Genomic DNA, 24,404 nt, shown 5'->3' with positions numbered 1-24,404 from the left:
TCTAGTTATATTCTCTGGGGATTCTTTGTGAGAAAGTACATGCAACTTCATAATGAATGGTTTCTAATTTTTCGGCTACCATTTGTAACGTATTTTCTTCATTGCCATCTTTTCCAACTAATGTAACGACTGAGCCGACAGGAACTTCTTCTGCTAAACGAATCATACATTGATCCATACACACTCGTCCGACGATTTCGCAACGCTTACCATTCACGAGCACTGTAAATCCTTGGAGATGACGCAACCAGCCATCTGCATAGCCGATTGGCACTGTCCCAATCCATTCTTCAGCTTCAGTTACGTAGGTTTCGCCATAGCCAATCCCTTCACCAGCCGCTAAGCGTTTTACATGGATGAGTTCACTGGTCAACCGTAAGGCCGGCTTTAACGCATAGCTTGGGGCCAGCTTATTACCTGAAGGGTTCAATCCATACATGGCTACCCCATAGCGAATCATGTTTCCTGGCACATCAGGATGCCATAACGCTGTCGCACTATTGCTAACATGGACATACCGAGGTAACTCTTCTAAAACTGCTAGAACAGCCTTAAAACGCCCTGCTTGTTTTTCAAAATAGCTTGTATCGATTTCATCAGCTGTTGAAAAATGAGTAAAAATCCCTTCCCATAAAAATTCTTTGTGGGATTGAACAAACCGCACTGCTTGCTTAGTCTCTTCCGGGGTTAAAAAACCAATCCGTCCCATGCCAGTATCGACTTTTAAGTGAACACGTAATGGCGTGTTACTCTCAGGCGTTAGTTGTTGAAGAGCAGCTTCTAACCATTCTTGTGTAGCTACCGTTACAGACAAATCATATTGAATCAACAAAGGCACATAAGCTAAGTCTACCACACTCAAAATTAAAATGGGGTCCTGAACACCTGCTTCTCTCAATTCAATTGCTTCATCCAATAAGGCGACACAAAAACCTGTCGCGCCACCTTTTTTCGCCGCTTTGGCGGATTCTACGGCGCCATGCCCATAGCCGTTCGCTTTTACAACCGCAAATAAAGCGGTTCCTTCTGGCAAACGTTGACATTCCTTTTGGACATTTTCAGTAATTGCTTGCGTATCGATATGTAACCGTGTAGGACGATGCCATCCAACGACCATTGTACATCCTTCTTTCTTCGTTGCTTCTATTATTCGCTTTCTAAAACAATTTGTGCAATCGCCATAGTTTCTGTGTGCGTAATCGAGACAAACACTTTACCATTATGGGGCGAGTTTGCTACGTATGGTGCACCTGTTTTTTCAGTCAGCACCTCAATATCTTGTAAACCAACCTTGCCAATCCCTGTGCCCCATGCTTTAGAAAACGCTTCTTTACAAGCAAAACGACCAGCTAAAAATTCTATTTGACGTTTTGTAGATAACTTTTCAAAAAGGGTCAATTCGTTAGGTGTTAAAACCCGTTGAATAAACGATCCTTGTTTTTCAACAATCGGTTTTATCCGACTTAATTCTACTGCGTCAATACCAATTCCCTTTATCATTTTCCGCCTTACTTCCTATTTAATATAGTTACTCCGAATTACCTTTCATTTTAACAAAATTTCAAAATTTTTCCACTGATTCGCTAAAAAAATAAAGAATGTTTTACAAGATCCTCACACAAATTGAAGTACCATACGTTTTCTTCCTATTTACATTTTTATAAAATTTTTCTGAATTTTTATAAAAGTAAGACAACAACTAAGAAGTATCGGAAAAAAATCAGGAAACTAAGCGGATGTTCTGATATTTTATAGCAAATTTTGGCTACTTATGGGAGAATAAAAAGAAAAAGGAGAAAAATGTATGACTTTAACTTCTCGGCAAAAAAAGTTACTTCGTTGCGCCCTATTTATTTTTACTTTGTTGCTCTACATATTTCCAATCTTCTTTAAAAATCCCAGCCTATTTTTTCTCTTGCAACTGGTTTGGATTCTAACCATTCATTTGCTACAACAAAAACTGAAGCTTTTCAATCTAACTTCCCCGTTGAAAACTTGGATAATTTTGGCGTTTTTCTTTTTCTATATCATTTTGATGCCTTTTTTACTTTTTTTAAGTTTTTCTATTTAACGATTATCTACCAAAAAAGAGCGAGTGTTCCGTTCATAGACGGAACACTCGCTCTTTTGATTATTTGGCGTTTTCGCGAATGACGAAACCACGTTTTTTATCGTTATGACGTTTGCCGCCACGTTGATCTTTATTTTTGCGGTCGCTATTTTTGTAATTACGGTCGCCATCTTTATGGTTTTTGTTGCCACGATAGCTGCCACCTTTACCATTGCCACCACGGTTGCGATTACGGTTGTTCCCACCGCCACCACCACGGCCATTTTTGTTAAAGCCTTTTTTATTTGAAGGCAATGGTCGTTCTGGGGTAATTTTTACAGGAACCGCATCTGCTGGATCTTTCGCTACTGTTTTTAATAATAACGCAGCTAAGTCTGTCGCTGAATATTTTTCTAATAACGCTTCAGCAGATTCTAGATATTTGTCTAAACCATTTTCTTCTAGATCACTTTCGATGGTTTCAACAGCTGCACTTAATTGTCCTTTAAATGCTTCTTTTTCGGTTGGTGGACGTAATGGTGTCATCCGTTTTTTCGTTAGGTTTTCGATGACATGTAAGTAACCCATTTCGTTTGGTGTTACAAACGTCACAGACATACCGCCTTTACCAGCACGACCTGTCCGACCAATACGGTGAACATAACTTTCTGGATCTTGTGGAATATCGTAGTTATAGACATGAGTGACACCTGAAATATCTAACCCACGTGCTGCTACATCTGTTGCCACTAAGATATCTAAGTTACCATTTTTGAATGAACGTAAAACGCTCATCCGTTTTTGTTGTGATAGGTCGCCATGGATGCCTTCTGCTTTGTAACCACGCGCTTCTAACCCGCGGGCAAGTTCATCAACACGGCGTTTTGTCCGACCAAAGACAATGGTCAATTCTGGGGTTTGCACGTCTAGTAAACGTGTCATAATGTCAAATTTTTCAAAGTCTTTTGAACGTACATAATATTGATCAATTAAATCAGCCGTCATTTCTTTGGCTTTAATCTTCACATGTTCTGGTTGTTTCATGAATTTCACGCCAATATTCTTGATTGCTGGCGGCATAGTTGCTGAAAATAGAAGTGTTTGACGTTGTTCTGGCACTTGTGAGATGATTTTTTCAATGTCTTCCAAGAAGCCCATGTTTAACATTTCATCTGCTTCGTCTAAAACTAATGTTTCAACAGTTTCTAATTTCAAGGTACGACGATTAATATGATCTAGTAAACGTCCTGGTGTACCTACAACGATATGTGGACGATCTTTTAGTCCACGGATTTGGCGACCGATATCAGCCCCACCGTAAACGGCTTGGACGCGAATCTTTTTATCGCGGCCTAAACGGAATAACTCTTCTTGTGTTTGGATAGCCAACTCACGGGTTGGTGCAATGACTAATCCTTGAATAACGCGATTGTCTGCGTCAATTTTGTTAAGCATTGGTAAGCCAAAAGCAGCGGTTTTCCCTGTTCCTGTTTGTGCTTGTCCGATTACGTCTTTTCCTGCTAACGCTAACGGAATTGTTTCTGATTGAATAGGGGTTGCTTCCTCGAAGCCTGCGCGTTCTACCGCTGATAATAATTCTGGCGCTAAACCAAGTTCTTTAAATTTCAAATGATATCCTCCTAGATTTTGTTTCGGAAAGAACGATTTCTTCCTAGTTTCAGGTGTCTTCACTTTCAGTTGTTAAAAAGAAATCCATTATAGTGTGCCAACTATTTCTTCTTTCCTGATTTCACCGAAAAATTCACCTTATGGCATTAGAAAAGCCAAACGTGGTCGTTCAGCTTCACATTTATTATTAAACATAGAAATAGATCTATTTTATTTACTACGATTCAATTTTTCTCGTCATCTTCCGGCAATAGGTCATTCTATCATAGAATCCCATTTTCAGCAAGTTTTATGAAACTTATTTACTTTTCCAAAAGTGCATCGATGACTTCACGAAGTCCCATCCCGTTACTTCCCTTTAAAACCACCATGTCTTCTGGCTGTAAGACTTTTTTGACAGCTTCAATCAACTCATTTTTTTCTTCTTTTTTAAAAGAATGAATGTTAGCTGGTGCATAGGTTTCTTGCAATTTATCAGCTAAATAAGCCATTTCAGAACCATATAAAAAGACTTCTTCAATCGCATCTGGGGCTAAATGCTGCGCCATTGCTTGATGCATGGCAGCAGAATCAGGACCTAATTCCAGCATGTCTCCTAAAACAGCAATTCGTTTTCCTACTTTGGACATTTTGCTAAAACTGTCCAGAACAAGACCCATAGCTGTCGGATTGGCATTGTACACATCACTTAAAATTTCGGCACCATTCGCTGCTTTCAGCCATTCTGTCCGATTCTTTGTTAGTTCCGCTGTAGCCAATCCTTTTTGAATCTCACTATCCGTTAATTGGAAATAACGACCAATGCCAATTGCGATTAATGCATTGGTGACATTATAGGTTCCTGGCACTGGAATCGTAAACGTCATTTGTGTATCACTGATTTTGAATGAGGTTTGCTCTTTGGCTTCATTTGTGACGATTCCTTGAAGTTGACTTTCCTGGCTAAAACCAAAAGTAATCACTTGTTGCGTGACTTTTTCCACCAATGGTTCTAGCAAAGGTTCATCGCTTGGCACAAATAAACTACCGTCTTTGGCTAAACCATCTACGATTTCCATTTTTGCTTGTGCAATGCCTGCTCGTGAGCCTAAATTTTCCACATGGGCTTCGCCAATCATTGTGATGGCAGCAACTTCTGGCTGAGCCAGATTGGAAAGGAAAGAAATTTCCTGAGCATGATCCATGCCCATTTCTAAAATCAGTTTTTCTGTTTCATCAGGCATGTGTAAAATAGTATAGGGTAAGCCAATTTGATTATTGTAATTGCCTTGCGTTTTGTAAGTCACAAACTTTTCAGATAACACAGCAGCAATTAAATCTTTAGTGGTAGTTTTTCCATTACTGCCAGTCACAGCGATGACATTCGGTTGCATTTTATTTAAATAATAGGTAGCTAATTTTTGCATAGCAACCAGTGGATCAGTAACATGCAAAACAGGCAATTGTTGCGGCGCATCGACTAAATCCTGTCCCCAAAAAGCGGCCTGACAGCCATTAGCCATGGCACTCTCAATAAAACGATGACCATCATTTTCACCTTGTAAAGGAACAAAGAGATTTCCTTTCACAATTTTACGACTATCAAATTCAATGCCTGTTAAAGGAAAATCAGGCCATTGTTGCCAATCATTACTGGCTTCAACCGCTTGCGCTACTTCCCAGAAGGTTAATTTCATTATGTTTTGCTCCTCTGACACAGGGACTGGGACATGCCAAAGTCTTGTCATGTCCCAGTCTTGTGTGATTTTTTCTTCTTAGTTATTATAAAATTCTTGGCGTTGTTTAAAACGATTCAAAGCTAACTGAATCAGTTCCTCAATTAAATCACTGTATTTCAAGCCCATATTTTCCCACAGTAAAGGATACATACTAAAGTCAGTAAAACCAGGCATGGTGTTCAATTCATTCAGGAATAATTCGTTTTTGCTTGTTAAGAAGAAATCACAGCGACTTAAGCCACTTCCATCTAACATAATATACGCTTTTTTAGCGTATTCTTGCGCTTGATGAGCTACTTCTTCTGGAACATGCGCTGGGATTTGCATTTCAATCGTGTTATTGATGTATTTTGCATCATAATCATAGAAAGCGACATCTTTCACCACTTCACCAGGTAAAGTCGTACGGACATCTTCATTTCCTAAAATGGCTACTTCAATTTCACGTGCTTCGATCCCTTGTTCAACAATTGCTCGGGCATCATAACGGAAAGCTTCTTCCAATGCTTCTTGCAATTCTTCACGATTTTCCACTTTGCTAATTCCGACACTAGAACCCATATTGGCAGGTTTAACAAAGACCGGATAAATTAAAGAACCTTCACATTTTTCAAAGACTTCTTTTGGATTTCCTTTCCAGTCACTTCTTAAAACTGGCACGAATGGTACTTGTGGAATGCCAACAGTTTGTAAAAGATATTTCGTCATGATTTTGTCCATTGCGTTAGCACTAGCTAAGACACCCGCGCCTACATAAGGCATATTAATGGTTTCCATGAATCCTTGAATTGTTCCATCTTCACCATTTGGCCCATGTAAAACAGGGAAAACAATCGCTTCTTCTTCATAAATTTCCGAAGGACTGATTCGTTTTCCTGAAAATTCGCCTGTTTCTTCAGGTGTTTGTGCCCAAGTTAAATGTAAAACTTCTTTATTTTGTGGTCGTTCAGATAAAAGAGGGCCTTTTACCCATTGACCGTCTTTACTAATAAAGACTAACTGTACTTGATAATATTTATAATAGATTGCATTTAAAACGGAATATGCAGACAAAACAGACACATCGTGCTCTTCACTTCTGCCGCCATACAACAAAATAATCTTCAAATGCTTGTCCTCCTAGTTTCTTTCCTGTCTTTTAGAAAAAATTATTTTTCAAATTATCCTTACTTATTTTAGCATAAAACCCAGTTTCATAATAGAAGCAAATTTAGTGAAGGAAAAATTCTTTGCTTGCCTTTTCCTTGCTAAAGACTCCGTTTCACCAGCTCAATAAGGGCTTGTTTAAACGTTGTTCTATCTTGGTCTGTAAAAGGTTTAGGTCCTTTCGTTCGGCCACCTTTTCGCCGAATTTGGCCACTAAAATAGCGTTGTTCTAACAAGCCATCAATATTTTCTTTCGTATATTGATAACCCAGTTGATGTAAAACCAACACTCCTTTTGGCAAAACCAAGGAAGCTAAGCCATAATCTTGTGTAATTAAAAGATCCCCTTTTTTTATTAACTGCACAATTTTAAAATCAGCAGCATCCGCTCCTTTATCAACATACACAAAAGAGACATTTTCTGGATAATCTTTTAAGGAATAATGATCTACACTAGTAACAATCACCACATCCAAAGCTTTCTCTACAGCGACTTCAATAACCGTCTCTTTCACAGGTGAACCATCGCCATCGACAAAAATTTTCATTCATTTCCCTCGATTCTTCCTTGCTCTAACCATTTGGGATGACGTTGAAAATAGTGTTGTAATTCGTCAAAAACGACTTCTTTAACCACTTCATATAACTCTGTATTTCTTAAAATGGTTTTCGTTGCATCAGTGTAGCGGGGCTTTGGTATCGTAATGGCTAAAACAAAATCAAATTCTGCTAAAAAACTATCTGCTGTCACAGATAATGAATAATGTTGCTCCTCTAAAAATTGATTAAAGGCGGCCACTACACCATCAAGAAAGCCCTCATAGTGGGTTCCACCAAGACTGGGATAATGCCCATTAACAAATGTTTTTTGCACTTGCGGCGCATGATTTTTACTCAAAATAAATTGAACAAGGGCCAATTCTGTTTGCTTGGCTTGAATAATCGGTGCAGCTTTTCTAGTTAATGGGTTATCTTTTTCAAATAAATAATTACTTAAACCTTTAGGGTAATAACAAAGATTTTTTTGTTCCTCTTCTTGTGTTAAGAGAATCTTTAAGCCTGGATTCAACATGGCAATCTGTTGACATTGTTGTAAAACACGCATATAAGAAAGTGATTCTGTACCAAAAATTTGCGTATCTGGCCAAAACAAGACTTCAATTCGTTCCTGGGTTTCTTCAATAGGTAATAATAATCGTTTTTTCAATTGCCCTTGATGGTAAATAAAAATAGTTCGCTGTTTTTCTTGATCGATACTGATCCCTACTTGTTTTGAGAAGGCTTGTAAAACAGATAAATACAGAAAAGGTGGTTCTAAATCGACTTGCTTTTGTTCAAAAACAAGCGGTCGTGTGGAAGATACCTGAAAAGAGATTTGTTGACGCGATAACTGTATAGCAATTTTCCCTTGATTCTTTTCAATGAAAAACTCTAATAAACCGTTAATTGTCTGAACAAGTAAATTCTCTAAGCCGACTAAGCCAGTCGTTCCAATGAACGCTTCTGGTCGTTTTTGAATCCGTTCAATAAATTCATCATTTTCTAAAACTGTTAAAAGATGTGCAACACTCATCCTGCTGCCTCCTTTGCAATCTGTTTCTTTTAATTATAATGAAAAAAAGACCAGAAGAAAAGCCACACACGACTTTTCTTCTGGTTTTCTTCTTTAACGAATTAAATCAATATTCGGATGCTCAAGAACGTGATTCACTTGTTTGACCGTTGTCAAAGGAATATCTCCTTGAATCGTATGTGCAAGGACCCCATTGACTGTGGCAAAGGTAACTGCCTTTTCTAACGACCAATTTTGGCTATAGCCATATAAAATCCCCGCCGCATAAGCATCACCAGCACCAATTCGATCAAGATTAAGAAGCGGTCTTTTTTCACTCTGTTGGTACTCATTTTGGGTATATAAATACCCACTTAAGTAGTTTTGATTTTGGGAATGACTTCTCGTTGTCCCAGCAAACCATTCCAAATTGTATTGAGACATGAAACGCTGAATCAGTTCAGTTTCTTGTGCCTCACCTTCTAAATCTTCTCGCGGAATGAAACCCAATAGCTCGACCAAATCACGTCGACTGCCAAAAACAATATCACAATAAGGTAAAATGCGTTCGTACTGTTGACGCATAAAGAGTGCGCTATTTGCTGTATTCAAACTAGGTCGATAATTAAAGTCAAAACAAACTTTCTTTTGATAGGCATGCGCCTTTTGAGCAAGTATCAAAGCAGCATCACGAGTTTTTTCAGTTAAACTTAACGAAATACCACAAATATGCACCATATCTACTTCCGCTAAAAAGGCCTCAAAATCGTAGTCCTTCGCCTCGCTGATGCCAAAAGCACTCTGATGGCGATTTTGATAAGTTACTTGTGTGGGGCGGATTCCATAACCCATTTCTGCAAAAAAACTACCAATATGATCGCCCTTTTCTCCTACCCATTGATCTGAAATTCCTAACTTCCTTAGCGCTGCTTTGCCAGCTTCACCAAGACGATTGGCAGGTAATTTCGTAATCAATGCTGTTTCTAGTTGAAAATGAGCCAAATTTGCTAAGAGATTTACGCCAGTCCCTACAAAGTTCATTCTTAACTGCTCTGTTTGTTCTAACATTAGATACTCTGGCGGAGTGAAACGAAGCATGACTTCACCAAACGCAGCAATTTTCATCTTTGCCACCTACTTATTCAATGTGTTTTTCATCATGGTTAGTAACGTTTTCACGTCTTCTGTTCTAGTGTCCCCTGTTTCTTGATCGATAATTGAGCTGTAGACATGAGGAATGATTTTTTTAACGCCGGCATCCACCGCAATTTGAACAATTTCTTCAAAGTTTTCTAAATCAATGCCCCCTGTTGGTTCTAAATAAAAGTCATACTTGGCACAAGCTGCTGCTACTGCTTGGTATTCTTCTTTGTGAGCCAAGCCTTTCATCGGGAAATATTTAATGGAACTGCCCCCCATGTCTTTCAACAATTTGATGGCGGTTTCGATAGGTACTTCCGCCGCTGGCGCACCCGAGCTTAACGGACCTGTCGCAATGTTAACATAGCCAACTTTGCCTGTGGGTGAAACCAAGCCATTAATCACTGTTTCGTCTTGACGAAGTAAGGCCCGCGAAGCGCCGACACCTGTGAAAACTTGGTTCACGTGTTGCGGTTGTAGAACTTCTGATAAGCGAGCCACCATTTGACTTTGATTAGGATCGCCAGCCCCTAAGCCGACAGATAAAGCGTTGTTGGTTGCTGCTTGGTATTTTTTCATATCGTCAATGGCTGCTTCATCGGTTTCATAGTTTTTTGAAAGGACGCCTAACACAACATGCCCTTCTGCTGCTTCATAACAGGCTTGGGCATTTTCTACTGAATTGGCTAAGACGTTTAAACAAATGCGTTCTTCTAAATAATTAGGTTTTAATGACATGACTTATTTCTCCTTTGTGTCCATAATTTCTTGTAATCGTTGCACGATTTTGTTCATTTCTTCTTGATTGACAGAACGAATGTCAAATTCAATGATGCCATTGTTGGCTTGATATTCTCGCGTATAAATAGCTGGACTTTCTGCTTTTAATGCTTGGATGACTTCCTTGGCAGTTTTTCTGCCGTCCACTTTGACACTGGCGCGATAAATGTCTCGGCCAGCGCCATCTTGGACGATTTTGGCGGTTAAATCTGATAAGTTGTTGATGGCTTCAACAAACGGTTTTAAGCGCTCTTGCATCGAAGCCCCTGATTCACTGCCATGTGCCAAGTATTCTTCCACTGCTTGCGTAAAGCCCAAGATATTGTCTTTGCCAATTTTCATTGCTCGACCAATGCCTTTGCCTTGTAGGCGCACCCAGTCAATGTATTCTTTTTTCCCGACCACTAAACCGGCACTTGGCCCTTCAATTGCTTTGGCGCCGCTGTAAATCACCAAATCAGCGCCTGCTTCAGTGTATTTGAAAAGATCTTCTTCTGCTGCCGCGTCAACAATTAGCGGCACCTTGTGGCGTTGCGCCACTTTGGCCGCTTCGGCCACCGTCAGCATACTTTTTTGCACGGTATGGTGGCTTTTGATGTATAGAATGGCCGCTGTTTTTTCAGAAATCATCATTTCCACGTGTTCTGGACTGCACATGTTGGCGTAGCCAGCTTCCACCACTTGGCCGCCACCTTGCGCTACCATGACTTCTACAGGCGTGCCGTAGTCCACGTTGTGCCCTTTAGGTAAAACAATCTCCCGCTGTTCGATTTTTTCTGTATAGGGATGATACGCGTGGTACAAGCTGCCTTTTCCAATCAAGGCAGCCACCGATTGGGCAATCCCCGCCGAAGCCGAGGAAACGATTTGGGCATCTTCTACCTTCAACAAGTTGGCTAAAAAGGCCCCTGTTTGCACACTAAGTTCACTCATTTCAAAGAAATGTTCGCCGCCGAATCGTTGAGCTGCTAGGACTGCCTCCGAAACTTTGGAGACACCTAGAATAGTCATTTTGCCAGAAGCATTAATGACTTCTTTTAAGTGGAATTTTTCGTAACTAATTGTCATAGATTTGTCCTCCAATAATTGTTTTGATTGGGCGAATTTGCTCTTTGGCTACTCGTGTCAATCCATTAGAATCAGTCAATGTTTTTTCTTCTGCTTGAATCGTGAAAATCGTTAAATCAGCATCTTTACCTATTTCCAACGTGCCTTTTTGCGTTAAATGGAAATTCTCAGCAGGAGCCTTGGTTACCTTTTCAATAATTTCTGGCCAATCATAGCCGACCACACGGAGTTTTTCCATCGTTGTGGCTAAATCATAAACAGGACCATTTTCTCGGTTACGGATGTAGATATCTGTGCTAATTGATGCAGCTTTCATTCCCTCGCGCAACGCTGTTTCAGCTACGTGAAAATTGAAACTATCCGTACCATGCCCGATATCAAATACGACTCCTTTGTTGTACGCTTGCCAAGCGAAATCTTTTATTTTATCCGTTGCTTGGTCTAAGATACCATTTTCTTTCCCATTAAAACAATGGGTTAGGACATCCCCTTTTTCCATCAAGGCTAAAATTTCATCTAAATGAGGCGGTGCTGATCCAATGTGAACCATTAAGGGAATTTCTTGGTTCTCTTGCTGAATCTGTTTGGCCAATTCTAAAGGCGTAATGCCGTTATCGCCAATAACGGTCCTACTCATACGGGCTTTAATCCCTACAACAAAATCTGGTAATTCTTGAATCGCTTTTTTGACTAAACTCGCTTGTACTTTACTTAAATCTGCGAGTTCGTCCTGAGCAACGATGCCCCATTTAGAAATATTGACTAATCCAAAAACATTTGTTTTTGCTTGCTGCGCTAAGTCATAAAATTCATGAATGTTTTCAGCACCTGTTGTCCCAGCATCAATCACTGTCGTAACACCCTTTTTGACCCCAATTTCATCTGGATAATCATAATAAAGAGCCATTTTTTCAAAACAATGAACGTGATCATCTATCCAGCCTGCGGATACATAAGTACCTGGTTCTAAGTGGATAGTTTCTTTTGCAGAACCTGAAATAGTTGCTGCAACAGCAGCTATTTTTTTCTCTTTAATTGCAATTTCAACAGGCATACCATCTACTGTCTGTCCATTTTTTATAAGTAAATCGTAGTCCATATTCTTCCCTACTTTTCTATAAATCTAAATTTTGTCCAAGGCTTAATGAATTCTAATAATACAAGTTCTTCTTCTATAATACGCCCTACTCGGTTTTTGCGTGAGTCTTGATGTGGTTCTAAAACGACTTGTAATTCATTTTTGTATTTTCCAAATGCATCATTTCCCACAACAACATCTCCAGGTTGTAGCATTGCTTGATTATCATGTGGGGGATTAACTTCATTTTTATATTTTTTACGCACTTCTGTGGAACGAATCATCTGCTGAGTGATATCTCCACGGCGAAAATGTTGATTTTTTGTTACGATTTCTTTTTCAATTTCAGAAGTCGCTTCTTCAAAAACAATGGTCAATTCTGTTTGATAACGATTCAACTGACCCAATGCTTCTAATTCTTCGTTGGAAGCATAAGCATTTCCAATAACAACATCATCAATTAAATTTGTTGCAAATAAATGTTTAGCTTGAACAGTGACTGGCAACTGTCTATGCATTTCTAAAGTAGGTAGCCCATCATTCACATCCCAAGGACCAATTTCACCTACCTGTGATGAAATAAAAGCAGCTGTCCGAATACCTTCCTTTTTAAAACGGATGCTACATTTTTCAAAGAAATCATACGGCAATGCAGTTCCCGCTTGTGGATAAAAGTTATGACAACCATATAAGAAAGGTCGATTCGCTTCATACGTCAAAATGTTATCAAGATAAGCGACATCATTACTCATATTCAACTCAATAGCCACGCCGAATGGATTAAACGTCAACATGGCTTCTTTATTTCCATCAAACCCTGTATCCAACCGAATCCCATCAGCTCCTAATTCGCTGAAAAAAGTCAAATCATCATATGAAATTTCCAATTCATCAAAGATACTTGGAACGACATCTAAAATTGTTTCAAATCCTAAATTTTTCGCATAACTAATTAATTCTTTAAATTTTTTCTGAACCGCTTCTTTGCCATCGGTCACTTCTAACATACTCATAAAAATTCGAGTAAACCCACATTCGCTGGCTTTTTTTAAATACGCTTTATCTTGATTGATATCACTATGATCTGGATAAACTGATACACCTAATGCTCTTTTCATCTTCGTTCTCACACTCCGCTATTTTCAAATTTATTTCGAAATTTCCAAGCAATCACCGAGCTACACAAGATTGTTGTAGAGCCAACGAGCAATACTGGTTGATTTAGAAATCCGCCAATTATCATGGAAAGAGTAATACAAACTGCCGTAAAAACCAACGTCTTTACCAAACCAAATTGATAAACAACAGTAGGCAACTGCCCTTTTTCTATAATAATTTGACTAACGATAAAAAAGAAAATGAACCAAATAATCATCTTATACGCTCCTGACTTTCTTCTCTGACTTAGAAGGGGCAGGATATTCATATCAGAACACCCGCCCTAACATTTTTTAATTTTTTGCTGCTTGTTCAGCTGCTAATTCTTCTGCTTCTTTATCCAATTGTTGTTTTTCATAAACTTTGAAAAATGGATAGTAGATAGCCATTGTAATTAAGAAGTTAACAATCACTAATACTGCGGCCGAGAAACTCCAATTGGTACTCATCCAAGCAGCAATTGGTGCTGGAATTGCAAACGCTAAGCGTGCAGCCATCATCGGAATTATATTAGCGACTGTTAAGAAATAAGATAACGTTGTGGTAATTAACGGTGCCACGATAAACGGAATACCTAAAATAGGATTCATTACGATAGGCGTTCCAAAAATAACTGGTTCATTAATATTAAACAAGCCTGGTAAGAACGATAAACGGCCAAGACTTTTCAGATACGTTGATTTAGAAAACATCATTAAAACAACTAAAGAAAGCGTAGTTCCAGCGCCACCAATCCAGATAAACCATTGTAAAAACTGTTCTGTAAAAATATTAGGTAACTGATGAACGTTTGCGCCATTGGTAAAAGCTTCAAGGTTTTCTGCAATCGACATATCCCAGAAAGGACGAATAACTGGGCCCATAATCGCTGGACCATGAATCCCTAAAACCCAGAAGAAACAGATTAAGAAGACTGTTAGTAAGCCGCCAAATAAACTGTTACCAGCAAGGATACCTTTAAGTGGCATTAATAACGTACTCAAGAAACCATTCAAATCAAAACCAATTACGTGGCGAATAACCCAGAATAATAAAAGAATAACTGCTCCTGGAATTAACGCAATAAATGAATTTGACACTTCAGGCGGTACGCCATCTGGCATCTTAATCATAATATCTTTTTCAATAAAGAAGCGATAAATTTCAACAGATAACAGCGCTGTTACAATCGCACCAAATAAAGAAGCTGAACCTAAATTTGCTAAATTAATATAGCGCCCTGCTGTAATGACGTTGTCAACATCTTCAAAGACACGTGTTGGTGGTGCCGCTGTTACTAAAAAGGCCATTAATGCTAAAATTCCGCACGTCAAAGAGTCAAGCTTATAACTTTTGGCCAATGATGAAGCAATCCCAAATGTTGCATAAAGTGCAAGTAACCCCATCGTATAGCGGGAAGGAATATCTAAAATTGCTTGATAAGGTTCAATCAATTTTGTGTATGCCTCAATTGGAATATTTTGAAAAATTGTAAAGAATGAGCCCACAATTGTTAAAGGCATCGTTGCAATTAATCCTTTTCTAATCGCTGTCATATGGCGTTGCGAACCAAATTTATTCGCAATCGGCATTAACTTAACTTCCATCCACTGTACAAAACCATTCATTTGTTAATTCCTCCGTTCAACTAATAAAAATAATAATTATTTCGCATTTATAATAACATAGTAACATTATAATGTAAACGCTTATTCTTATTTGTGACAGAGAAAGTGCAAAACAAAAGGCTTTTTCTTATTATAAAGAAACTGGGAATATTGCACCAAAAATCATTGCGCCTAAAATTGCGCCCCCAGCGATTGGTTTTTTCCAAATGTAAAAACCTAAAGCTCCTAATGTAGCACCAATCCCAATAGGAATCGAAGCACCCGCCGCACTCAAAATAATTAACGGGCCTAAGAAGCGTCCTGAGGCATTACCAGCCCCCATCATCACATCCGCACCAAAAGTGGAATTTCCTTGATTGATAGTAAATTTCCGAATCAACACAATTACGCCACCAACTGCTAACCCTAGTAGCGCACCTGTTAAAAGTGCTAAGCCAAAGTTTTCTACAGGTGCTTTAATACCCATGCTGAGGAAAATTGCAGGTACGCCAATCCCGATCCCCGTTAAAATTGAGCCACCTAAATCTAAAATCCCGACTAAAGAACCTTCTAAAATTCGTGCAAACAGGAAACTTGCACCAAATGCTGCGGCAGCGCCATAAGAACCACCATCTAAACCAGCTTTTAGCATCGCAACAATTGAAACTTCATTAAAGGCGCCCACACCATAAACTACATACATATGTGTTCCTGCAAAAATTGCCGCTGACATAATCCCGACTAAAATGGGAAAGCCCCAATCAGCATACCAAAAACTTTTGCCTTTTAAACCTTCTTGAATTTCTTGTTCTTGTTGTGCCCATTCATTTTTTTCTTGCTGTTCCATCTATGAGACCTCCTTTTTTCTATTTAACGGTGAAGACATTGTGTAAATTATTTAACCATTGAGGAATAGACAAGCGGAAACTTTCGATCATTTCTAAGTCGAACCCTCGGAAGAAGCCACTTAAAATAAATAATAAGATAATGGCACCAAGCATGCCGCGTGTCATTCGGGTCCACCCTAAATCATCGACACCTTTACCGATTAAGATCCCTAATACAACTCCTGGGACAGCATTGCCCATGACTAATTGAGATAATCCGCCAAATAATGTTCCCCAGAAACCCGTCCGTTTTCCTGCATCTAAAGCCGCTAGCCAGAATAAAACAGGCATCACAGTATTGATTAAAATCGTTGCTGCAGGTACCAACACCGCAACCGCTGTTACTTGTAGCGATTCTGGAATTGCTGCAGCTGTACTATTTAAGAAAGCCACAGTCGCCATTCCTACAAAGGCCCCGACAATCCCCATTTTTTTGGGATTATGCATCGTTTTAGTGACATCTTTATCCTTTACCAATAAAATTGCTGCAGCCCAGTTAGGCACAATCCGGTGGGTCACATCTTGTGTAAAGGCCCCTGCTCCGACGGCCGAAGCCCAAGCATTAAAGAAAAAACCTAAACCAAAAGAAAAGTGTGATGCTGGATCTCCTTGTGCCGCGTTCATTTCTCCTAATGTTCTAAATGCCCCTAACCCTTGCGTTTGTGGTGCATGAAACATCCGAGCAGCGCCTGCGCCAGCTGCAAAACCTAGTAAACCACCAATAAGCAATGACTTCAGCAAAATGATTACAAATTCCATTCCTTCTTCCTCCCTTTATACGCCTCTTTTTGAAAGAAACGGAACTACTACTGCGTTCGGTTCTTTAATTGTTTCCGTTAAAAAATCAACTTCTTCGACTGCAATGGCTTGGATTTCCACTTCTACAGCTAGTTCGACATGATAAATCACTCTCTTTCTAGGAAAGAAGAAGAACAGAAATTTTTCTGTATAAACTTGTTCTTTTGCCTGACGAATAGTTACTTCTTTCGGTTCAATCCGGATGAGGACCTCTGTTGTTTCTTTTAATACTTTTTTTGAAACATCATTCAATGCACTTGCAAAAGCTTCATTCTTCTTATTACCTTTTCCAGAAACAATCACGGTTTGTGTTGACCGTTTTGTGGCATCCATAATTACCGCTCCTTTCTAAGTTACTACTTTCTATGCTCCGTGTTTCTTAATAAATGCTTCAGTTACTCGTTTACCAAGTTCTTCCTGATCCATAAAACCAAATCCAAGAACAGTTTTCCCATCGTTAATTGCTGTTACCCCTTCTTCGATTGATCGCATGCCATGTCTTTCGGGATACCCGTATTTAGTAGCAGCCGTTAACGCTCCTGCACCACCACTTCCACAGAAAGAAATGCCTAAATCAGCCTTTTCTTGTTGCATCACATCTCCTAAACGCATATCAGCGCCCATTCCTGGAACAACAACCGCGCGACCACCGGCTTGCTCCACTCCTTTTGCAACATTTTGTCCTTTTCCTAAACGATCTGCGATAACTACTGTAATCATAACTTTTCCTCCTATTAATTGTTTTGTTTAGCAACTTCAAAATGAACAGCTAAAACATACCATTCATCTTCTGATAACTGACCAATTGCTTCTGTTGTTTCTTCTGCAATTTTCAACGTTTCTGGTGTTAGTTCCGTAAATAACGTCCGATCAACACCAGCTAATGTCGTTCCTTCTCTTGAACGATTCAGCATCTCATTGAGATGGTTAATCAAAATCGTCCACTGTAATTCCGTTGGTTCAATTTGTGCTTCTGCTAATCGCGCACTGGTTTGTTTGATAATCGATTGTAGCTTTTCTGGTTCAGCACTTTGTCGAATGATCTCCTGTGCTTCCATTGCTAGTTCCATCCTCTTCCTCCTTTGGTTGTTCTAAATAATTAAGTAATGCTGAAATTTCAGCATGATTGACAGGTAACTCATTTTTAGCAAATAAACATTCAATTTGCCGAATTTCTTCTTGCCTTTCATGAGATACTTCTCTATTACAAGGAATCTCTTCGTATTGTTTATTAAACGTAATCCGATGTGTCATTAATAAAACGTGAAGTAAAAAGGCTTCTTGATATTCGCTCAGTAACTTTGTTTGAAACATTCGTTTTAACTCTTCATAAATAATATACGCTTTTACTAATAAATCTTGGCTTTGTATCCGTTCATTTTTTTCAATTACATCAGATTTCGTGGAGCGAGCGGTACCTTTCCCTTGACGTTTCCCTAATAAAATTTTATCGACCTCTTCCCGAATCAAACTTAAGTCTGTGTCCGTCAACAATGGACTAACTTTAATAAATGGGTATGTCATTTCTTCAATTGGGAAAATACTCAATACCAAATCGGGCTTTTCTGCTTGAATCACTTCAGTTGCATTTAAAACAGAAGCAAATCCTGCGAGTTCAACGTTTGGTACTTCCTCTAAAATTTTTTGTTCAATTAAACTGGTCACACCTAAGCCCGTCGAGCAAACATACACAATCCTAACAACTTTAGCTTCCTGCTGTTGTCGTTCCTGAGCTGCCAAAAAATGCAACGCAATATATGCGCAGAAAGAATCGTTGACTAACAAAACAGAACGTTGAATTAATTGTTTACAGGCACTTTGAATAGCTAAAAACAACGCTGGGTGTTTTCCTTTGATTTCTTCAGAAAACGGATTGTATTCATTAATAAATAAATGTTTCTTTGTAAAACGTAAGGACAGGTGTGCAAACAAGTTCGTAAATAATTGGCGATCATTTACAAAAGGATAATTCAGCTCTTTTGAAACGCTTTCAATCACTTGCTTTGTTAATTGAACCATATCTTGCCGTTGATGGGTTCCGAATAAATCACTATAAATATAAAAATATTCATCCGCTAATAAAGGCAAGTCATACCGTTCAAACACCTCTTGTAAAAGTAAAAGTGGTACTTCGTTCCGTTGTTCAAAGCGTGTTTTTTGTGATAACACTCGGTAAGTCCCAATTGTATGTGCCATCTGCATACGTGCTGCGGCAATTGCCACTCTCAACGTAATAGATAATATTTCGGCATAATCAAATTGATTTTGATCGAGTGGATTAATTAAATTTCGCATTTTTTTCAATGCACTACGATAACAACCTTGAAACAATGTCCCTGACCCAAATTTAATTTTAGGGATTTTTTCAGCCCCTTTTGTCTTTGTCACATAGTTCATAATTTGGTAAATATCGTATTCTGTAAGTTCTTTTTGAGTGATAAATTCCATCAGTAAGCGTACATTGCTTTCTTCACCACTGATTGTAAACCCTTGCCGCGCTTGGCGAATTAAGGTTAAATCATATGCTTGCAGCAACCGTTCGACCTGTTCCAAATCACTGACAATTGTGTTTCGACTCACTAATAATTCATCTGCTAGCTGCTGTGCCGTTAAGTACCCTTTGACTGACAATAACTGAAAAATCAATACATTGACTCGTCTTTTTTGATCAGGATAGGTTTCAAATCGATCGACATCGATAATTTCATTTTTTAACAGTAAGCGTTTAGAGTCAGGTAAATCTAGCCAGATTCCCTTATTTCGTTTTGAATAAAGTGTCTCATCGTGCTGTTCAAACCAAGCACGAATATCTTCTAAATCATACTTAATTGTTCGAACGCTGACAGTAAAGCTCTCAGCTAATTCTTGCGTGGTAATACTCCCTTCCAAATCCAAAAGCATCAATAAAATATTTATCGCTCTTTTGGACAACAACACGGTCATGCCTTGTCACCTCTTTTCTTTTCCCTTTACACTTAAAACTATAGCGTTATTTTATCTGTTCCACAACACAAAAAAGTTGCACTTATAAAAGTGCAACACTTCTCTTTTCATACAAAAAAAATCCCTTAACAGTAGTAACTGTTAAGGGATACCACACTATTTATTTGCATAAATAGACAGAAACCTTCTCCACAAAAGTATTCTGTCCGACACGTTACAAATCCGGTAACTGATAGCCGTACTATCTGGTGTCGTTGTGTTTGACAATCACTAGCCGTCAAAACGGAATAGCCGAAGCTATCTGATTGAGTCAACTCGTCGCATAAAACACACTTTAACACAGAATAGTTTGGATAGCAAGTGATGGTAATTATTCGTTATCGAACCATTCTTGATAAAAACTTTCAACAATTTTAACGGTTGCTATCGTTAATTCTTTCGTCATTACTGGGCTAGTTAACTTTTTGTCTTGTAAACATTGATTCACATGATTGATTTCATACGTAAATTCACTAGTGAATTGTTCAGACCATTTGACAGTGTTGCCTTGAGCATCTGTATAATAAGCACAATCTGTTTTCCAGAAATTAGGAATAACGATTTGCCCTTTCGTCCCACAAATGGTCATTTCACTAGGTATCTTTAAACCAACATTAATAAAAATATTGCCCAGCGTCCCTTCAGCAAATTTCAAAGCTAAATTACATTGACTATCCGTCGCCCCTTGCTGATACGTTGCGGTTCCCGTAACCTCTTGAATCTCTTTCCCTAATACGTATTGTAAGTATTGTAATGGATAACTTCCTGAGCCATGAAGCGCTCCACCACCCGCTTCTCTCGAGTAAAACCAGGGAATATGATCCACATTGGGATAGGCAGTAACTGACTGAACCCATAAAATCTCTCCCAATCCCCCTTCTTGAATCGTTGCCTTTACTTTTTGGGTAATTGGTAAAAAGACAGACTTCTGAGCTTCCATTAGAAAAACCCCTTGCTCCTGTGCGATTGCAAAGAGTTCTTCTGCTTCAGCAGCATTTAATGTAAATGGTTTTTCCAGTAGGACGGGTTTTCCTTGTGATAACGCAAGCTTAGCTGCTGAGTAATGTCCTTGATTGTAGGTGGGAATATAAATAATATCAATTGTTTCATCCTTACATAACTCTTCATAACTGCCATAAGCCACCGGAATCGCTAATTCTTTAGCCATTTTTTGAGCATTCTCTAAACGCCTTGATGCAATCCCGCGCACTTCAGCTTGCGCGCTTTCTCGAAGCCCTGCTACAAATCTTGGGACAATTTGGGCAGTACTCATAATTCCATAACGAATTTTATCCATGTGATCGCCTCCTCTTTCACTATACGAGAAAAACGAATATTTGGAAACCATTTCAACAAAAAAAGAAACCGTTTCCCCAAAACGATTTCTTTATATGTAAATTAACGGATACCAACGCTAACTTTTAAAGCTTGATTGACCTGTTCCATCTCTTCACGAGAAAGTTGACAAACCTTGTGTAGCATTCGTTCTTTATCCAATGTTCGAATTTGTTCTAACAAAATAAGTGATGGCGTCCTGCACTCGTTATGGGGAATTTCGATAAGGACTTGCGTTGGTTGCAGCCGCTTGCTTACGTTACGGGTAATCGGTGCAACAATCAACGTTGGACTAAATAAGTTACCTTTGTTATTTTGAATAATCAGGACAGGTCGAATCCCACCTTGTTCAGAACCAACAACTGGTGAGAGATTCGCATAAAAAACCTCACCTCTTTTTATCATTCAGATTCCCTTCCCTCCTTTTCCTTTAAAAAATTATAGCATATTGTTTCTTGCAATATTTTCAACTTTTTAGCTATCCCTTAAAATATTTGATAAAACCACCCTTTAAAAGTCAAAAAAAGCTTAAACAGTCGACTCTGATATAGAGACGGCTATTTAAGCTGACTATTACATTTTTGTTAAAATACTATCCACTTTTGTATTAATTAAATCAATAGCGACGTGGTTTTCGCCACCTTCTGGCACAATGATATCTGCATAACGTTTCGTAGGTTCAATAAATTGGTGATACATGGGCTTGACGACTGTCAAATATTGTTCAATCACAGAATCCAACGTACGGCCACGTTCTTCCATATCACGCTTGATTCGACGAATAATACGGATGTCATCATCTGTATCCACATACACTTTAATATCCATTAAATCCCTTAAGCGGCGATCTTCTAAAATTAAAATCCCTTCAAGAATAATTACTTCTTTCGGTTCTTGTATCACCGTTTCTGTACTTCTTGTATGCGCAACGTAGTCATAAACTGGCTTTTCAATGGCTTGATAATTTAACAGTTGTTCAACATGTTGAATCAATAAATCTGTATCAAACGCAAAAGGATGATCATAATTGGTATTTAAACGTTCTTCAAAACTCAAATGGCTCTGATCTTTATAATAAGAATCCTGTTCTAACATCATAATTGAATGATCGGGAAAATTATTAAAAATCGCACGGCTAACACTGGTTTTTCCGCTTCCTGATCCGCCAGTAACACCAATGATAATTGGCTGACTATCTTTCATGTATAAACCTCTTTCTTTTCAAAAACTTCATTGTCTTTTACTATTATAATGAAAACTCTGAAGAATGCCAGACCTTTTCCAAGACTTTTCATGTGATTTTTATCTTCTTATGAAAAATCTGCCCACACTTCTTTCAATTACAGTATACTTATCAATAAAAGGAGAATCCTACCTATGATTAAAAAAGTCAAAAAAGAAGCACTTACAACGGCGCATTACGCTCTTCTTTATGAGGCAGATCCCTCAAAAAAAATGGTGGCAGATTACATTACCCGCGGCATTTGCTTTGACTATCAGACTGAAGAACTTCAAGGAATTTTAGTCCTGTTGCCGACTCACCCACGGACATTGGAAATCGTAAACATCGCTGTCTCAGAAGAAAGCCGAGGGCGGGGCATCGGGCAAGAATTATTACATTTTGCCATTGATTTTGCCAAAAAAGAAAAGTATGATTCCTTGGAGATTGGGACTGGGAGCACAGGCTTTCAACAGCTATATCTCTACCAAAAAGTCGGTTTTCGAATGACACATATTGAACCAGATTTTTTTATCCATCATTATGATGAGCCTATTATAGAAAACGGCTTGCCTTTAAAGGATATGGTTCGCTTACGGTTACATTTAAGTTAAAAAGAGGTCGGGACAGAACCGTTTAGCTCCGAGAAATAAGAAGAAATTTCCGAAAATTGCTCTTTAATTTTTGGAGAATTTCGGCTTATTTCCGAAGGAGTTGGTTCTGTTCCCGCCGTTTATCAGTTTTTGAGCGTGGAGCAAAAATCCAAAGTGATTTTTGTCCCACGCTCTTTTTAATGCCCAAGAATTGGTAACAACTCATCTAGCTGTTGAATCGTATAATTGGGTTGAATGGTTGGTGTTGCTGGAGCGGAGGTCGGATTGAGCCAAACAGTTTGAATTTTCGCTTGTTGACCTCCTTGAATATCTGAATGCAAAGAATCGCCAATAATCATTGTTTTTTCTCGACTAAAATTAGGAATCCGTTCAAAAACAAAATCAAAATACTCTTTCATCGGTTTTTGATAACCCACTTCTTCTGAAACAAAAATATCTTTAAAATAAGGCATTAATTTCGAATCTTCCAACCGACGATACTGTGTTTTTGCCACTCCGTTTGTCACAATATATAAATCATAATGGGGTGCTAATTTTTCCAAGATACGTTGACTATTGCCAAGCAAGTCATGTCCTTGACTTAAATATTCTCGGTAGTTTTCTCCCATTTTAACGCTATCAACTTCTCGATTAAACGCGTCAAACAATAAACCAAACCGTGTATCAAGGAGAACATCTTTTGTTATTTTTCCTTCTTCAAATGAACGCCATAATCCTTGATTAATTCGGTGGTATGTTGACTCGACTTCAGATGTAAATGGTACATTTTCTTCTTCAAATAAGGCATGTAGCGCCTTCTTTTCAGCCAATTTAAAATCTAACAATGTATCATCAACATCAAAAAGCAATGTTTTCATTTCCGTTCCTCTTCTCTTTTCAAATTACTCGGTAACGCTTTGCTTGTTTGTTGTTTTTCAATAAAAAAATAAGGCAATAGCAATTGTAACTCTTCTCTTGTTAATGAACGATAAGCACCTAAAGGTAATTGCGGATCTAGCCGCAACGGCCCCATAGTTTGGCGTTTTAAAGCAGTCACTTTTTTCCCCACGGATAAAAACATTTTTTTCACTTGGTGAAATTTTCCTTCTTGAATAGTCAGGAAAACATGACTCTCCGTTTCAGTCGCTGCAAGAACAGTTATTTTTGCTGGCTTACATTGAATGCCTCCTTGCAAAACAATCCCATCTTTAAATTTAGCACAATCTTCTGCAGAGACCAAACCATTGACTTTCACTTCATAACATTTCGCTACTTCTTTATTTGGCCGAATTAATTGATACCCTAATTGTCCATTATCTGTTAATAGAAGTAACCCTTCCGTATCGCCATCGAGTCTGCCCACTGGATAAAGACCAGGGCGTCTGTCTTGTGGCGCAATCAAATCAATAACTGTTTTTTTAGATGCATCTGAGACAGCGCTAACCACACCTTTTGGCTTATTCAACATATAGTACACATGGGTCTTATGCGAAATTAATTGTCCTTTTACTTTAATCATTTGTAATTGCGCATCGACATTTTGGCTTTCATTTAAAGTCACGATGCCATCCACAGTGACCTGCTTGCCTTTGATTAATCGTTTCACCGTTTTGCGTGATCCAAACTGAAGTTCTTCTAGTAATTTATCTAATCGCATTGTTCAGCTCCATTCTGGTATAAGTATA

At 38.6% G+C, this 24,404-nt stretch carries 27 protein-coding genes; 2 read left to right on the top strand and 25 right to left on the bottom strand.

What is annotated here, in order from left to right; all coding sequences use genetic code 11:
- Nucleotide 1: 1 nt before the first annotated feature.
- Together alr and acpS are read right to left on the bottom strand one after the other, a co-directional pair.
- Complete coding sequence (gene alr / locus IGL32_RS02940; protein WP_002355728.1) at nt 2-1,117, bottom strand: alanine racemase; 1,116 nt, start codon at nt 1,115-1,117, stop codon at nt 2-4.
- Nucleotides 1,118-1,146: 29 nt separating this feature from the next.
- Nucleotides 1,147-1,500, bottom strand: a complete 354-nt coding sequence (gene acpS, locus IGL32_RS02935; protein WP_002379159.1) for a holo-ACP synthase — start codon at nt 1,498-1,500, stop codon at nt 1,147-1,149.
- Nucleotides 1,501-1,804: 304 nt separating this feature from the next.
- On the opposite strand from acpS, the gene IGL32_RS02930 reads away from it, so the two are divergent.
- Entirely contained in the window at nt 1,805-2,071 is a 267-nt protein-coding gene (locus IGL32_RS02930) for a hypothetical protein (protein ID WP_002379158.1), read from the top strand.
- 60 nt (nt 2,072-2,131) lie between these two features.
- Here the strand turns inward: IGL32_RS02930 and cshA are convergent, their stop codons facing one another.
- The 21 genes from cshA to udk all read right to left on the bottom strand — a co-directional run bounded on the left by cshA (nt 2,132) and on the right by udk (nt 22,110).
- Entirely contained in the window at nt 2,132-3,679 is a 1,548-nt protein-coding gene (gene cshA, locus IGL32_RS02925) for a degradosome RNA helicase CshA (RefSeq protein ID WP_002355724.1), read from the bottom strand.
- 302 nt (nt 3,680-3,981) lie between these two features.
- Nucleotides 3,982-5,355: a UDP-N-acetylmuramoyl-tripeptide--D-alanyl-D-alanine ligase gene (locus IGL32_RS02920; protein ID WP_002355722.1), complete on the bottom strand. Its 1,374-nt coding sequence runs from the start codon at nt 5,353-5,355 to the stop codon at nt 3,982-3,984.
- Between the two features lie 78 nt (nt 5,356-5,433).
- A complete protein-coding gene (locus IGL32_RS02915; RefSeq protein WP_002379157.1) occupies nt 5,434-6,504 on the bottom strand; it encodes a D-alanine--D-alanine ligase in 1,071 nt (356 codons plus the stop codon).
- A 140-nt stretch (nt 6,505-6,644) separates the two neighbouring features.
- A complete protein-coding gene (locus tag IGL32_RS02910; protein ID WP_002379156.1) occupies nt 6,645-7,091 on the bottom strand; it encodes a YaiI/YqxD family protein in 447 nt (148 codons plus the stop codon).
- Nucleotides 7,088-8,116, bottom strand: a complete 1,029-nt coding sequence (locus IGL32_RS02905; RefSeq protein WP_002363239.1) for a hypothetical protein — start codon at nt 8,114-8,116, stop codon at nt 7,088-7,090. The genes IGL32_RS02910 and IGL32_RS02905 overlap by 4 nt, the downstream gene beginning before the upstream one ends.
- A gap of 93 nt (nt 8,117-8,209) precedes the next feature.
- Entirely contained in the window at nt 8,210-9,220 is a 1,011-nt protein-coding gene (locus IGL32_RS02900) for a sugar kinase (protein WP_002379155.1), read from the bottom strand.
- 9 nt (nt 9,221-9,229) lie between these two features.
- Nucleotides 9,230-9,973, bottom strand: a complete 744-nt coding sequence (gene dagF, locus IGL32_RS02895) for a 2-dehydro-3-deoxy-phosphogluconate aldolase (protein WP_002361094.1) — start codon at nt 9,971-9,973, stop codon at nt 9,230-9,232.
- Between the two features lie 3 nt (nt 9,974-9,976).
- Nucleotides 9,977-11,083 carry a DgaE family pyridoxal phosphate-dependent ammonia lyase gene (locus IGL32_RS02890; RefSeq protein WP_010707792.1) on the bottom strand — a complete coding sequence of 369 codons (1,107 nt, stop codon included), beginning with the start codon at nt 11,081-11,083 and terminating at the stop codon, nt 9,977-9,979.
- Entirely contained in the window at nt 11,073-12,182 is a 1,110-nt protein-coding gene (locus IGL32_RS02885; RefSeq protein ID WP_002381282.1) for an amidohydrolase/deacetylase family metallohydrolase, read from the bottom strand. The genes IGL32_RS02890 and IGL32_RS02885 overlap by 11 nt, the downstream gene beginning before the upstream one ends.
- A gap of 8 nt (nt 12,183-12,190) precedes the next feature.
- Nucleotides 12,191-13,279 carry a DUF871 domain-containing protein gene (locus IGL32_RS02880; RefSeq protein WP_002379152.1) on the bottom strand — a complete coding sequence of 363 codons (1,089 nt, stop codon included), beginning with the start codon at nt 13,277-13,279 and terminating at the stop codon, nt 12,191-12,193.
- Nucleotides 13,280-13,287: 8 nt separating this feature from the next.
- Nucleotides 13,288-13,587, bottom strand: coding sequence for a hypothetical protein (locus IGL32_RS02875; RefSeq protein WP_002363233.1), 300 nt, complete (start codon nt 13,585-13,587; stop codon nt 13,288-13,290).
- Between the two features lie 25 nt (nt 13,588-13,612).
- Nucleotides 13,613-14,926, bottom strand: a complete 1,314-nt coding sequence (locus tag IGL32_RS02870; RefSeq protein WP_002358780.1) for a PTS sugar transporter subunit IIC — start codon at nt 14,924-14,926, stop codon at nt 13,613-13,615.
- 130 nt (nt 14,927-15,056) lie between these two features.
- A complete protein-coding gene (locus IGL32_RS02865) occupies nt 15,057-15,752 on the bottom strand; it encodes a DUF4310 family protein (RefSeq protein ID WP_002361314.1) in 696 nt (231 codons plus the stop codon).
- A 19-nt stretch (nt 15,753-15,771) separates the two neighbouring features.
- Entirely contained in the window at nt 15,772-16,551 is a 780-nt protein-coding gene (locus IGL32_RS02860; RefSeq protein ID WP_002355709.1) for a DUF4311 domain-containing protein, read from the bottom strand.
- Nucleotides 16,552-16,566: 15 nt separating this feature from the next.
- Complete coding sequence (locus IGL32_RS02855; RefSeq protein WP_002355708.1) at nt 16,567-16,923, bottom strand: DUF4312 family protein; 357 nt, start codon at nt 16,921-16,923, stop codon at nt 16,567-16,569.
- Nucleotides 16,924-16,953: 30 nt separating this feature from the next.
- Nucleotides 16,954-17,310 (bottom strand): glycine-rich SFCGS family protein, encoded by a 357-nt coding sequence (locus IGL32_RS02850; RefSeq protein ID WP_002355707.1) that lies wholly within the window; start codon nt 17,308-17,310, stop codon nt 16,954-16,956.
- 14 nt (nt 17,311-17,324) lie between these two features.
- A complete protein-coding gene (locus IGL32_RS02845; RefSeq protein ID WP_002386991.1) occupies nt 17,325-17,648 on the bottom strand; it encodes a PRD domain-containing protein in 324 nt (107 codons plus the stop codon).
- Entirely contained in the window at nt 17,614-19,533 is a 1,920-nt protein-coding gene (locus tag IGL32_RS02840) for a BglG family transcription antiterminator (protein WP_010706696.1), read from the bottom strand. Before IGL32_RS02840 ends, IGL32_RS02845 begins: the two co-directional genes overlap by 35 nt.
- 370 nt (nt 19,534-19,903) lie before the next feature.
- Complete coding sequence (locus tag IGL32_RS02835) at nt 19,904-20,869, bottom strand: Gfo/Idh/MocA family protein (RefSeq protein ID WP_010706697.1); 966 nt, start codon at nt 20,867-20,869, stop codon at nt 19,904-19,906.
- A gap of 101 nt (nt 20,870-20,970) precedes the next feature.
- A complete protein-coding gene (locus tag IGL32_RS02830; protein WP_002355703.1) occupies nt 20,971-21,312 on the bottom strand; it encodes a type II toxin-antitoxin system PemK/MazF family toxin in 342 nt (113 codons plus the stop codon).
- A 168-nt stretch (nt 21,313-21,480) separates the two neighbouring features.
- Nucleotides 21,481-22,110: a uridine kinase gene (udk, locus tag IGL32_RS02825; protein ID WP_002355702.1), complete on the bottom strand. Its 630-nt coding sequence runs from the start codon at nt 22,108-22,110 to the stop codon at nt 21,481-21,483.
- Between the two features lie 174 nt (nt 22,111-22,284).
- Between udk and IGL32_RS02820 the strand changes: the two genes are divergently transcribed.
- Entirely contained in the window at nt 22,285-22,740 is a 456-nt protein-coding gene (locus IGL32_RS02820; protein WP_002386989.1) for a GNAT family N-acetyltransferase, read from the top strand.
- A gap of 176 nt (nt 22,741-22,916) precedes the next feature.
- Here the strand turns inward: IGL32_RS02820 and IGL32_RS02815 are convergent, their stop codons facing one another.
- Together IGL32_RS02815 and IGL32_RS02810 are read right to left on the bottom strand one after the other, a co-directional pair.
- On the bottom strand, nt 22,917-23,597 hold the full coding sequence (locus IGL32_RS02815) for a YjjG family noncanonical pyrimidine nucleotidase (protein ID WP_002355700.1): 681 nt from the start codon (nt 23,595-23,597) through the stop codon (nt 22,917-22,919).
- A complete protein-coding gene (locus IGL32_RS02810) occupies nt 23,594-24,376 on the bottom strand; it encodes a pseudouridine synthase (protein ID WP_002361308.1) in 783 nt (260 codons plus the stop codon). The genes IGL32_RS02815 and IGL32_RS02810 overlap by 4 nt, the downstream gene beginning before the upstream one ends.
- Between the last annotated feature and the right edge of the window lie 28 nt (nt 24,377-24,404).

The sequence above is a fragment of the Enterococcus sp. AZ035 genome, assembly GCF_050548325.1.
Lineage (GTDB): Bacteria > Bacillota > Bacilli > Lactobacillales > Enterococcaceae > Enterococcus > Enterococcus faecalis.
The sequence above is the reverse complement of the archived record's forward strand: the minus strand, read 5'-3'. Positions and strand labels throughout refer to the sequence as shown.

Excerpts from the sequence above, each read along its gene's own strand:
- udk (WP_002355702.1), bottom strand. The coding sequence starts at position 22,110 with ATGAAAGATAGTCAGCCAATTATCATTGGTGTTACTGGCGGATCAGGA.
- IGL32_RS02900 (WP_002379155.1), bottom strand. The coding sequence starts at position 9,220 with ATGAAAATTGCTGCGTTTGGTGAAGTCATGCTTCGTTTCACTCCGCCA.
- IGL32_RS02920 (WP_002355722.1), bottom strand. The coding sequence starts at position 5,355 with ATGAAATTAACCTTCTGGGAAGTAGCGCAAGCGGTTGAAGCCAGTAAT.
- IGL32_RS02810 (WP_002361308.1), bottom strand. The coding sequence starts at position 24,376 with ATGCGATTAGATAAATTACTAGAAGAACTTCAGTTTGGATCACGCAAA.
- IGL32_RS02880 (WP_002379152.1), bottom strand. The coding sequence starts at position 13,279 with ATGAAAAGAGCATTAGGTGTATCAGTTTATCCAGATCATAGTGATATC.
- IGL32_RS02820 (WP_002386989.1), top strand. The coding sequence starts at position 22,285 with ATGATTAAAAAAGTCAAAAAAGAAGCACTTACAACGGCGCATTACGCT.
- IGL32_RS02890 (WP_010707792.1), bottom strand. The coding sequence starts at position 11,083 with ATGACAATTAGTTACGAAAAATTCCACTTAAAAGAAGTCATTAATGCT.
- IGL32_RS02930 (WP_002379158.1), top strand. The coding sequence starts at position 1,805 with ATGACTTTAACTTCTCGGCAAAAAAAGTTACTTCGTTGCGCCCTATTT.
- IGL32_RS02850 (WP_002355707.1), bottom strand. The coding sequence starts at position 17,310 with ATGATTACAGTAGTTATCGCAGATCGTTTAGGAAAAGGACAAAATGTT.
- IGL32_RS02910 (WP_002379156.1), bottom strand. The coding sequence starts at position 7,091 with ATGAAAATTTTTGTCGATGGCGATGGTTCACCTGTGAAAGAGACGGTT.
- IGL32_RS02835 (WP_010706697.1), bottom strand. The coding sequence starts at position 20,869 with ATGGATAAAATTCGTTATGGAATTATGAGTACTGCCCAAATTGTCCCA.
- IGL32_RS02860 (WP_002355709.1), bottom strand. The coding sequence starts at position 16,551 with ATGGAATTTGTAATCATTTTGCTGAAGTCATTGCTTATTGGTGGTTTA.
- IGL32_RS02840 (WP_010706696.1), bottom strand. The coding sequence starts at position 19,533 with ATGACCGTGTTGTTGTCCAAAAGAGCGATAAATATTTTATTGATGCTT.
- IGL32_RS02870 (WP_002358780.1), bottom strand. The coding sequence starts at position 14,926 with ATGAATGGTTTTGTACAGTGGATGGAAGTTAAGTTAATGCCGATTGCG.
- IGL32_RS02875 (WP_002363233.1), bottom strand. The coding sequence starts at position 13,587 with ATGAATATCCTGCCCCTTCTAAGTCAGAGAAGAAAGTCAGGAGCGTAT.
- IGL32_RS02905 (WP_002363239.1), bottom strand. The coding sequence starts at position 8,116 with ATGAGTGTTGCACATCTTTTAACAGTTTTAGAAAATGATGAATTTATT.
- IGL32_RS02815 (WP_002355700.1), bottom strand. The coding sequence starts at position 23,597 with ATGAAAACATTGCTTTTTGATGTTGATGATACATTGTTAGATTTTAAA.
- alr (WP_002355728.1), bottom strand. The coding sequence starts at position 1,117 with ATGGTCGTTGGATGGCATCGTCCTACACGGTTACATATCGATACGCAA.
- dagF (WP_002361094.1), bottom strand. The coding sequence starts at position 9,973 with ATGTCATTAAAACCTAATTATTTAGAAGAACGCATTTGTTTAAACGTC.
- acpS (WP_002379159.1), bottom strand. The coding sequence starts at position 1,500 with ATGATAAAGGGAATTGGTATTGACGCAGTAGAATTAAGTCGGATAAAA.
- IGL32_RS02830 (WP_002355703.1), bottom strand. The coding sequence starts at position 21,312 with ATGATAAAAAGAGGTGAGGTTTTTTATGCGAATCTCTCACCAGTTGTT.
- IGL32_RS02845 (WP_002386991.1), bottom strand. The coding sequence starts at position 17,648 with ATGGAAGCACAGGAGATCATTCGACAAAGTGCTGAACCAGAAAAGCTA.
- IGL32_RS02865 (WP_002361314.1), bottom strand. The coding sequence starts at position 15,752 with ATGGAACAGCAAGAAAAAAATGAATGGGCACAACAAGAACAAGAAATT.
- IGL32_RS02885 (WP_002381282.1), bottom strand. The coding sequence starts at position 12,182 with ATGGACTACGATTTACTTATAAAAAATGGACAGACAGTAGATGGTATG.
- IGL32_RS02855 (WP_002355708.1), bottom strand. The coding sequence starts at position 16,923 with ATGGATGCCACAAAACGGTCAACACAAACCGTGATTGTTTCTGGAAAA.